A 511-nucleotide genomic window follows, 5' to 3' on the forward strand; every position below is an offset into this window, starting at 1 on the left:
GACGTCAGCGCGGCGGCGACCCACCAGGCGGGAGCGTCCAGCGCCGTGGGCCAGAGCAACCAGGTCACCGCGTGGGCGGCGCCGAGGGCGAGCCAGGTGATCGCGGTGCGCATGCGCCGAGCCTAACGCGGCTCAGCCGATGAACGGGTCCAGTGCGGCGGCGACGAAGAGCAACGCGAGGTACGCGTTGGAGAAGTGGAAGAGCCGCATCGGCTTGATGACCGACAGCTGCTCCGTCTCCCGCGTCCGCCCGCGCAGATCGTAGGCCTCGGCGAGGAAGACGATGCCGAGCACGATCGCGACGGCCGGGTAGAACCAGCTCGTATCGGCCACGGGCCACACGGCGATCGAGGTGATGACCGTCGCCCAGGTGTACAGCACGATCTGCCGGCCGACCTCGGCCGCCGGCGCGACGGACGGGAGCATCGGGACGTCGGCCGCGGCGTAGTCCTCGCGGTACCGCATGGCGAGCGCCCACGTGTGCGGCGGCGTCCAGAAGAACACGATGAGG

General features: G+C 70.8%; 1 protein-coding gene. It reads right to left on the minus strand.

Annotated elements, in window-relative coordinates; all coding sequences use genetic code 11:
* Positions 1–132: 132 nt before the first annotated feature.
* A partial coding sequence (locus tag D9V41_RS16230) for a UbiA family prenyltransferase (RefSeq protein WP_166376087.1) occupies positions 133–511 on the minus strand: 379 nt, incomplete at its 5' end.

The organism is Aeromicrobium phragmitis (assembly GCF_003674095.1).
GTDB lineage: Bacteria > Actinomycetota > Actinomycetes > Propionibacteriales > Nocardioidaceae > Aeromicrobium > Aeromicrobium phragmitis.